10 protein-coding genes and 2 pseudogenes are annotated in these 9,031 nt (G+C 62.5%); 4 read left to right on the top strand and 8 right to left on the bottom strand.

Features of this window, described 5'->3' with window-relative positions:
- From VZ95_RS03660 to VZ95_RS03640, 5 genes and pseudogenes are all read right to left on the bottom strand, one after another.
- Nucleotides 1-514: ribonuclease E/G (locus VZ95_RS03660; RefSeq protein WP_045774672.1), on the bottom strand; the 514-nt coding region annotated here is incomplete at its 3' end.
- Between the two features lie 5 nt (nt 515-519).
- Complete coding sequence (locus tag VZ95_RS26615; protein ID WP_045774671.1) at nt 520-993, bottom strand: Rne/Rng family ribonuclease; 474 nt, start codon at nt 991-993, stop codon at nt 520-522.
- A pseudogene (locus VZ95_RS03650) lies at nt 990-1,561 on the bottom strand (Maf family protein). The gene VZ95_RS26615 and the pseudogene VZ95_RS03650 overlap by 4 nt, the downstream one beginning before the upstream one ends.
- A gap of 12 nt (nt 1,562-1,573) precedes the next feature.
- Nucleotides 1,574-1,792 (bottom strand): translation initiation factor IF-1, encoded by a 219-nt coding sequence (gene infA, locus VZ95_RS03645; RefSeq protein WP_045774670.1) that lies wholly within the window; start codon nt 1,790-1,792, stop codon nt 1,574-1,576.
- A gap of 162 nt (nt 1,793-1,954) precedes the next feature.
- On the bottom strand, nt 1,955-2,398 hold the full coding sequence (locus VZ95_RS03640; RefSeq protein ID WP_084627555.1) for an arsenate reductase/protein-tyrosine-phosphatase family protein: 444 nt from the start codon (nt 2,396-2,398) through the stop codon (nt 1,955-1,957).
- Between the two features lie 130 nt (nt 2,399-2,528).
- Here VZ95_RS03640 and hemA point away from each other — a divergent pair.
- Nucleotides 2,529-3,743: pseudogene (gene hemA, locus VZ95_RS03635) on the top strand (5-aminolevulinate synthase).
- A gap of 72 nt (nt 3,744-3,815) precedes the next feature.
- A complete protein-coding gene (locus tag VZ95_RS03630) occupies nt 3,816-4,892 on the top strand; it encodes an alginate lyase family protein (protein ID WP_198148066.1) in 1,077 nt (358 codons plus the stop codon).
- On the opposite strand, the gene VZ95_RS03625 is transcribed toward VZ95_RS03630, so the two are convergent.
- The 3 genes from VZ95_RS03625 to pdxH are packed head-to-tail and all read right to left on the bottom strand — an operon-like array spanning nt 4,877 to nt 7,570.
- The gene (locus VZ95_RS03625; protein WP_045774668.1) at nt 4,877-6,067 is read right to left on the bottom strand and encodes an MFS transporter; all 1,191 of its coding nucleotides are present in this window, start codon (nt 6,065-6,067) and stop codon (nt 4,877-4,879) included. The genes VZ95_RS03630 and VZ95_RS03625 overlap by 16 nt on opposite strands.
- Before the next feature lie 3 nt (nt 6,068-6,070).
- The gene (locus VZ95_RS03620; protein WP_045774667.1) at nt 6,071-6,976 is read right to left on the bottom strand and encodes a cation diffusion facilitator family transporter; all 906 of its coding nucleotides are present in this window, start codon (nt 6,974-6,976) and stop codon (nt 6,071-6,073) included.
- A gap of 18 nt (nt 6,977-6,994) precedes the next feature.
- The gene (gene pdxH / locus VZ95_RS03615) at nt 6,995-7,570 is read right to left on the bottom strand and encodes a pyridoxamine 5'-phosphate oxidase (protein ID WP_045774673.1); all 576 of its coding nucleotides are present in this window, start codon (nt 7,568-7,570) and stop codon (nt 6,995-6,997) included.
- A 233-nt stretch (nt 7,571-7,803) separates the two neighbouring features.
- Here pdxH and VZ95_RS03610 point away from each other — a divergent pair, with 233 nt between their 5' ends.
- Nucleotides 7,804-8,721 carry a DnaJ C-terminal domain-containing protein gene (locus tag VZ95_RS03610; RefSeq protein WP_045774666.1) on the top strand — a complete coding sequence of 306 codons (918 nt, stop codon included), beginning with the start codon at nt 7,804-7,806 and terminating at the stop codon, nt 8,719-8,721.
- Between the two features lie 99 nt (nt 8,722-8,820).
- A partial coding sequence (locus VZ95_RS25005; RefSeq protein WP_198148065.1) for a hypothetical protein occupies nt 8,821-9,031 on the top strand: 211 nt, incomplete at its 3' end.

Below are 9,031 nucleotides of genomic sequence, written 5' to 3'. Positions count from 1 at the left end.
GGTCCAAGGCCCGGTTGAGCGCCGCAGCGGGCAGGCGCGGCGGATCGATCACGACCATCCCGCCAACCCCCCGCAATCGAAGCTGCCGCGCGATTTCGAGGAGGCAGGCCGTGACCAGCGCTTCCGGCGGGCGCGTATCGCCGCCCTTATCGATATCGATGGCGGTCAGCGCGCGCGTCTGCTCAATCGAGAGCCGCGCGCCGCCCGGCAGGGTGACATCGGGGGCACAGGCTTCGGCCAACTCGGCGTCGATCTCCAAGTTCACAAACGGATCGACCAAAGCCGGGGCAAGTTGCGGATCATATCCCGCCGCGCGCAGCTCGGGCGCGAGCGTGAGGGGTGCGATAATTGGGTCGGCCTTCGCCCCCAACGCCGCGAGCACGCGCAGAACCGGGGCCGCCGCACCGTTGGCGGGGCCGGGCGCGCCGTCGCGGCTGAGACTATCGGCCTGGGCCAGCAGCACGACAAGCTCCTGCGCCAAGGCTTTGCGGTAGAGGCCCGAGGCGGCGGGCAACGCCGTTAGCCCGAAAGCCTGCCCGCCAGCCGCGCGGCGGGCAAAAGCTCCGCCAGAACCGCCCGCAGGCGCGTGCGCTCGGCTTCCGGCAACTGCCGCGCAACGGAAAGCTCGCCGCTGCGGCCCTCTAGGAAAAATAAGGAAAGCCGCGCTCCCGCCCATTCCATCGACCGCGTAACGCCCATCGGCTTATCGCCCGATGCGGCCCGGCTGACTTGCACGAGCAGGCGGGTGCCGAGCGGCAGGCTCGCAGCACTCGTGCCGCCAAGGAACGCTTCCGCGCCCGTGCCGATATCGATAAAAGCCCCAACATCCGGCAGGGTCGCCCGCACGATGCCCCGGCAGACCGTGCCCAGCGGCAGTTCGCCGACGCGGGCGACGGTAAACGCCGCGCAACGCCCGTCGATCAAGCGCACGCCGCGCACTTCGCCGGGACCCTCGGAGAGAATAATCCCCGCCTCGGGCCGGTCCAGGCTCACGCGCGAATCCCGATCCCGTCGAGCATCGCGCCGATGTCCGACAGCGAAAGGCCGACGATGTTGGAGTAAGAACCGCTGATGGCAGTCACATGGCGGGCGAACAGCCCTTGAATGGCATAACCCCCGGCCTTGCCGTGCCACTCGCCACTCGCGAGATAGGCGGCGATATCGGTCTCGGTGAGGCGTTTTACGGTGACGCGCGTCGTCACCAAGCGGGAGCGGCGCAGGCCGTTCGGCCCCGCAAGCGCAATCCCGCCGTGAACCCGGTGGCTGCGGCCTGACAGAAGCACAAGGCAGGCCCGCGCCGTCGCTTCATCCTCCGCTTTCGGCAGAATGCGCCGCCCGACCGCGACAACCGTATCGGCGGCCAGCACGAAACTTGCCGGGTGGCGTGGGGCGACCGCCGCCGCCTTCTCCTCCGCCAAGCGCAGGGCGTGGCGGGGCGGCAGTTCGCGCGGGTGCGGCGTTTCATCGAGATCGGCCGGATCGACGGCAGCAGGGGTAATCCCAATCTGCCGCAACAAATCGAGCGTCTCGGCGAGGCGGACGCCAGGATTAAGGAGCTCACGGCTGCAATACGTTATTTGAAGCGGAAGGTAATGCGACCCTTGGTGAGGTCGTAGGGCGTCATTTCCACATTCACGCGGTCGCCGGCCAGAACGCGAATACGGTTCTTGCGCATCTTGCCCGAGGTATGGGCCAGAACTTCGTGATTATTATCCAGCTTCACGCGGAACATCGCATTCGGCAGCAGTTCCGACACAGTGCCGGAGAACTCGATAGCTTCTTCCTTCGCCATAGTCTTCCTTGAACGAGACAATGAGAATACGCCCCGGCGACAGGGGATCCCGGCGCGGGCGTATTGGGTGCTCTTAAGTGATGCTTTGGATGCGCGGGGTCAAGCGAAACCTACGCAGGGCGGCTCTGATTGCCACGCCGAAGCCGCTTTTTCGCCCGTTTTTTACGGAAAACGATCAGCAATCCGGTCGGCTAACTTATCGCGCACCATCCGATAGGCCGCCAGCCGTTCTTCGCGATTGCCCTCGGCGACCGATGGGTCTTCGGTCGGCCAATATTCAACCTCGACCGACTGGGTGCGGGTCAGTTCCAACGCCCGATGATGGGCTTCCGGCGATAGGGTGACGATCAAATCGAAGTTGGTATCTTCCAAATCTTCCAGCAGCGTCGGGTAATGGCGACGCAAATCCGCGCCCAATTCCGCCATAGCTGCCATCACGAACCCATCCGCTTCGCCCGCGCGCACCCCGGCGGAGGCGACATAGACCTTCTTCCCGTGGCTGAGGCGCAAAAGCGCCGCCGCCATTGGCGAGCGTACGGCATTGTACGTGCACATGAAGAGAATAGAGCTCGGCAGTCGAGGCCGATCCAACAGACCGGGCGGCATTTGATAGCAGTATGCCTGAGGCTCCCAAGGCAAACAAGATGCTGCCCTGCGTTCAGCGGATAGCTGGGCTGTTCGCCCGAAATTGATCTGCCGCATTTGCCTTTCGGCGCGAGCGCGCTATGGTCGTGCCATGCAGTACGAAGAGTTTTTTGCGACGCAGGTCGCAGCCTTGAAACACGAGGGGCGCTACCGCGTCTTCGCCGATCTCGAACGGCAGGCCGGGCGTTTTTCCGTTGGCTTTGTACCACGGTCCGGCGGGGCCGCGCGAAGTCACGGTTTGGTGCTCCAACGATTACCTCGGTATGGGGCAGCATGACCGCGTACGCGCAGCGATGCATCAGGCCATCGACCGGCTCGGCACCGGCGCGGGCGGCACGCGCAATATCGCGGGCACCACCCATGAACATGTGCTGCTGGAGCAATCGCTCGCGGCTCTGCATGGGAAGCAAGCCGCGCTGGTTTTCACCTCCGGCTATGTGGCGAATGAAACCAGCCTCGCCACCTTGGGGAAGATGATGCCTAATTGCGTCATTTTCTCGGACGCGCTGAACCATAATTCGATGATCGCGGGCATCCGCAATTCCGGCGCGGAAAAGCATGTGTTCCGGCACAATGATCCCGCCGATCTGGAAGCCAAACTGAAGCAGGTCGACCCGAAACGCCCGAAGCTGATTGCCTTCGAAAGCGTCTATTCGATGGATGGGGATATTTCCCCAATCGCCGAGTTTTGCGACTTGGCCGACCGTTACGGTGCCTTCACCTATCTCGACGAGGTTCACGCGGTCGGCATGTACGGCCGGCGCGGTGGCGGGGTCGCGCAGGAGCGTGGCATCGAACATCGGCTGCACCTTATTCAAGGCACGCTTGGTAAAGCCTTCGGCATGGTCGGCGGCTATATCGCCGGGTCGGCGGCGATGGTGGATTTCGTCCGCTCCAATGCGCCGGGGTTCATTTTCACCACGGCCCTGCCGCCCGTGATCGCCGCAGGGGCGCGCGCCTCGATCAATCACCTGATGAACAGCGAGGCCGAACGGCAGGCCCAGCGCGACCGGGTGGCCGTCGTCAAACAGCGTTTAGCGGCAGTCGGTTTGCCCCTGCTGGATAGCGAAAGCCACATTGTTCCGGTGATGATCGGCGACGCCAGCCTTGCCAAGCAAGTCACCGATCTACTGTTGGAGCGGCACGATATTTACGTCCAGCCGATCAATTATCCCACCGTGCCGCGCGCACGGAGCGCATTCGCATCACCCCCGGCCCGCTGCATACGGATGAGATGATCGATCATCTCATTGCGGCGTTGCTCGACGTATGGCAGGTGCTGGCCCTCAAGAAGCAGGCAGCCTAAAGCATGCGGGTTCGCCTCGCGTGTTGCATCCCCCTAACGGCCCTTGCGGTGTCGGTTTCGGGATGCAGCACGATGGCGAGAAAGACAATTGCGCCCACAACGGGCTTGCATAGCCCCGTCGATATCGCCGAGGCCAAGGCGCTTGCGCCGCTTTACGGGCCAAAGACGCCCGAGAAAGCCTGCCCCCCGCCCCCCGCCCCCATCCGGGATATTGAGGCGCGCGCCTTTTATTCAGACGCCTCCCATAGCATCGAAGACCCGGCCATCGTTCAGGCGAACCGGCAGTCGCTACGCCCCCTAAGGGAGTATGTGAACCGCATTGAACGCTTAACCGAATCCTACCTCGCAACCGGCAACCGCGACAATGCCGCCTGCGCACTGACGTGGCTCGAAAGTTGGGCGGCGGCCGACGCGCTGCTCGGCACGATGAAAGAGCGCCGACAGGCGGGGTTCGAACGCAAATGGATGCTGGGGGCCCTCGCCCTGCCCTTTTCTGCGCTTAAAGAAACACCGGGCGTTTGTACCGGCAATGCCGCCTGTGATCGGATCGGCGCGTGGTTTAAGCGCATCGCCCTCGATGTTCAAAAGGATTACGGCCCGGCGAAGCGGGCTAACCCCAAGAATACCTCAGCACGCAACAATCACCAGAATTGGGCGGGAGCGACGGTGATGCTCGCCGCCGTAGCTGCCGACGATGCTGAGTTATTTGACTGGGCCAAAGAACGCTTCAAGGACGGGCTTACCGAAATTCAGGCCGATGGTTCCTTGCCGCTGGAAGTCAGCCGGGGCCAGCGGGCGATCCATTATCACGTGTTCGCCCTCACGCCGATGCTGATGATGGCGGCAACCCTTCAGCGCAACGCCTCGGGCTTATCGGAAGCGGATATCGCCAGCCTCCGCCGCCTCGCCAACCGCGTGCGCGATGATCTTGCCGATCCCGCCTATATGGCCGCCAAAACGGGGATCACCCAGGAAACCGTTCGCACCGGAGACGGCAAGCTGCGGCCCGATAAAATCGCCTGGGCCGAGCCCTGGTATCGCCTCACCCAGGACGCTAGCGTCTTGCCCCTACTCAAAGACGGTCGCCCGATCACTCAGACCAGTCTGGGCGGGAATTGGACGCTATTTTTCGGTCAACGGCTCCCCTGAACCGCGCGGCGCACCGCCACCAACGCCGCCGACCCGCTGAGGAACACGCAGGCGGTGATGATGAGAATCAGAACCCTAGCCTCCTCTGGCCCCGCCGTGAAACCGACCAGCGCGCCGGCGAGCGGTTGGGAGAGATTGTTCAGCAGCACGATAACGCCGGTTGTTTTGCCGAAATCCTGCGCCGGAATGAGGCGCTGGCGCAGGCTGCGCATATAAACGGCGAACATTTTATCAAAGCCGATAATCAGCAAAAAGCCGATGGCGTAGACCGCCGGATGCTGGGCGATGCCGGTGAGGAAGCCGCCGAGCGCGATCATCCCATAGGCAAGCCCGCCCAAAACGCCAACCGGGATCGGCTTGCGGGCGATGATCGTGAGGATCAGCACCGTCATCGCCGCGCCCGCCGTTTGCAGCAGCGCGTAATTCTGGTCGGATTGCGCCAGCGCGCCCGTTACCAGGGCGGCTGCCGTCGCCAGCGTGACGCCCAACACCAGATTGACGCCAACCGCAAGAAAGATGGTCATCTTCAAACCGGGCAGCCGCTGAATATGCCCAAAAGCGATGCGAAGCGGCTGATACCACGGCCCGGATGCCGGGGCAGGATCGGCGATCACTGGCTTTACCCGCCGCCACCAGAGCAGCAGCACTTGATCGGCCAGCAGGAACAGCAGCGCCGTCGCCCCCACCGCATATTCCCACGGCATCCAGGCTAGCATCAGGGCTGCCACCAGCGGCCCCAGCACCATGCCCAATTGATCGGCGAGCGTGGTGGCGGAGAGGATTTTTTCCAGACGTTGCCCTGGGAAAAGCTGGGGTAAAATCCCCTCGCGCGCGATCCAAGCTTGCGTCGTCAGCGCGCCGCTCACCGCCGATAGAAACAGTAACCAGCCGATTCCGCCCGCACTGAGCGCGCCAAGGCTACCGATCACGCATACCGCCGCGCGCAGGCCTTGGCTCCAGCGGATCAAGCGATAGGCGGGCAGCCGGTCGGCCAGGATTCCGGCGATTGGAAACGCCACAAAGCGCGGTAGAGTTTCGATGAAAAACGCCACGCCCGACCAGCCGACGCTGCCCGTGATCTGAAAAACGATCAAGGGGACCAGAAACAGCAGAATCTGATCGGCCAGCCGCGAGAGAAACTGCGAAAAATAGAAAGCGCTGTCGCGGAAGCCCATTCCCTAGGCCGCCGTGCCGCGCAAATCGGGCCGGACGACACTAATCGGGTCTTGGTGAATGATAATCTGGGCGTGCGGGAAATCCTCCAACAAGCGCGCCTCGACGTCATGACTAATCTGATGCGCCTCGATCAACGGCAGCGTATCGGGCAGTTCCAGATGAAGCTGAATGAAGAGATCCGGCCCCGCTTCCCGCGTGCGCAAATCATGCGCGCCCGAAACCCCTGGAACGGTTCGGATAATCGCTATGATGCGCTGACGCACGTCATCGGAAACCTCCCGGTCCATCAGCACCTGATAGGCGCGCACGCCAATGCCCCAGGCCGAGCGCACAACAATCGCCCCAATGACCAGCCCCAGCAACGGATCGAGCCACGGCAGGCCGAACCGATCCGAGGCCCAGAGACCGAAGAGGACGATGACATTCGTCACGAGATCGCTGACGTAATGCAGACTGTCCCCCTCCACCGCCAGCGAGTTTGAGCGACGCAAAACCCAACGCTGAAACATGACCAGAATCAACGTCAGCCCAATCGCCGCCACCGACACGCCGATACCGATAGTCGGCATCTGTACCGGCTGCGGGGTGATGAAGCGCTGCACGGCCTCCATCAGCAGCAAACTGGCCGACCCCATAATGAACGCCGCCTGCGCCAGCCCCGCCAACGGCTCCAGCTTGCCGTGCCCGAAGCGATGCTCGGCGTCCGGCGGGCGCTGTGCTCCCCGTACCGCAATCAGCGTGACCAGCGAGGCGACGGCATCCAGCGATGAATCGATCAAGCTGGACAGCATCGTCACCGCGCCGGTGGCAAGATAGGCCCAGGTTTTCAGGCCGATCAGCACCAGCGCGGTCAAAACCGCCGCTTCGGTAGCGCGTTGCGCCCAGCGCATTTGGACGGGGGATGACATTGGGGGCCGCGATTGCATCTACGGGAACAGCCGGAAAGCCGTCCAAGCATCGCCCGCCCGCTCATAAACAAGGCGGTCGTGCAAACGATAGGGCATGCCTTGCCAGAATTCTACCCGCTCCGGTACGACGCGAAAGCCGGTCCAGTGCGGCGGGCGCGGAATTTCCCCCTCGGGATAGCGGCTTTCGACCTCGGCAACGCGCGCTTCCAGGGTCGGACGATCCGGCAAGGGGCGCGATTGCTCCGACGCCCAGGCGCCGATTTGGCTGCCGCGCGGGCGGGAATGGTAATAATCATCCGCCTCTTGATCGTCGACCAAACTGGCTTTGCCTTCGATACGAACCTGACGTTCCAGCGTTTTCCAATGGAAGGTGAGTGCGCAGAACGGGTTCGCCAGCAACTCACCGCCTTTGCGCGACTGCGTGTTGGTGTAGAAAACGAAGCCGTTCGCATCGAACCCCTTCATCAACACAATGCGCACGGAGGGCCGCCCCTCGGCGGAAACGCTGGCCAGCGCCATCGCGTTCGGATCGTTAATCTCGCGGGCCGAGGCTTCGTCGAACCAGTGGCCGAACTGCGTGAAGGGCGAGTCCATAACCGTGAGGGCCACCGCCGAAATCGGGCGATCGATCAACATTGTCATATCCTTTCTATCGCACCCCCGACCAATAGGGGCACCGCCAAGCCACTATGGGATACGCGGGTCCCTTGAACCAGAGGGCTTGCCGTTATATGTGAAGTGTGTGGGATGAGGGTGGACGCCGACCGATGTTCGACAGGGTCCGCTCCCAATCGCCAACGTGTAGAGAAGACAGGTAAACTATCCCCATGCGCGATCCCTACGAGGTTTTAGGCGTGCCGCGAACGGCGGATGCGGATGCGATTAAAAGCGCCTACCGCAAGCTCGCCAAACAGTTTCACCCGGATCTTAATCCGGGCGATAAGGCTATCGAAACCAAGTTCAAAGATATTTCCGCCGCGCATGATCTGCTGTCGGATACCGAAAAGCGCGCGCGCTATGATCGGGGAGAAATCGATGCCAGCGGCAACGAGCGCCCGAGAGCCCGCCGCGCGGGCGGTGGCTTTGGCGGCTTCGGTGGCTTCGGCGGCGGGTTCGGGCAAAAGGGCGGCACCTTCGATTTCGACGCCGATGATATTTTCGACGGGTTCCGCACGCGCAGCGGCACGGCCAGTGCTGGTACGCGCCGAGGGGCCGATGTCTCCTACGGGCTTACGGTCGATTTTGTCACCGCCGCCAATGGGGGTAAGCGCCGCGTGACCACCGCCGACGGGCGCTCGTTGGATGTCAATATCCCCCCCGGCACCGAAGACGGCAACAAACTGCGCCTGCGCGGTCAGGGCCAGCCCGGTTTCAACGGCGGGCCGGAGGGCGATGCCTTCATCGAAATCCATGTGGATGCGCACCCGTTTTTCGTTGCCAAGGGGAAGGATATCCACCTTGAGGTGCCGGTCACGCTGCAAGAAGCCATTCTTGGCGCGTCCGTCACCGTGCCGACCATCGATGGGCGCGTTGCGGTGAAAGTGCCGCGCGGCTCTAACTCGGGCAGCACCCTGCGTTTACGCGGCAAGGGCATTCCCGGTAAGGACGGCGCGCGCGGCGATCAATACGTCAAACTCGTCGTGATGCTGCCCGAAAAACTCGACCCCGAACTGTCCAGCTTCCTCGAAAAATGGGGGCCGAAAAACCCTTATGAGGTGCGGGGCAAACTGAATGGGCTGAGTTAAATACAATGGTATTCGATTAAAATTTGATTAACTCTGTGGCTCGTACCCGCCCATTGTGCTACTTACCTCGGACTTTCTGGACTCGGACGAGGTATGATCGTGACCAATTGGGCGCCTGAACTGAAGCTATTAAACATCATCCCAGCCATCATCCTCGTTACAGCCGCGAGCCCTGCTTTTGCACAAAATTGGCAAGGGTGGAAAGCAACAAGTGCGGATGAGTCCCCCTTGGAACTTAAGTTAACCGGCTGGGGCAAGGCCGCGATTAAATCGGCTGGTTATGATAAGGGTGCCAATTCCACCAACAGCG

The organism is Elstera litoralis, assembly GCF_000963705.1.
GTDB lineage: Bacteria > Pseudomonadota > Alphaproteobacteria > Elsterales > Elsteraceae > Elstera > Elstera litoralis.
This window is presented reverse-complemented; position numbering and strand designations above follow the sequence as displayed.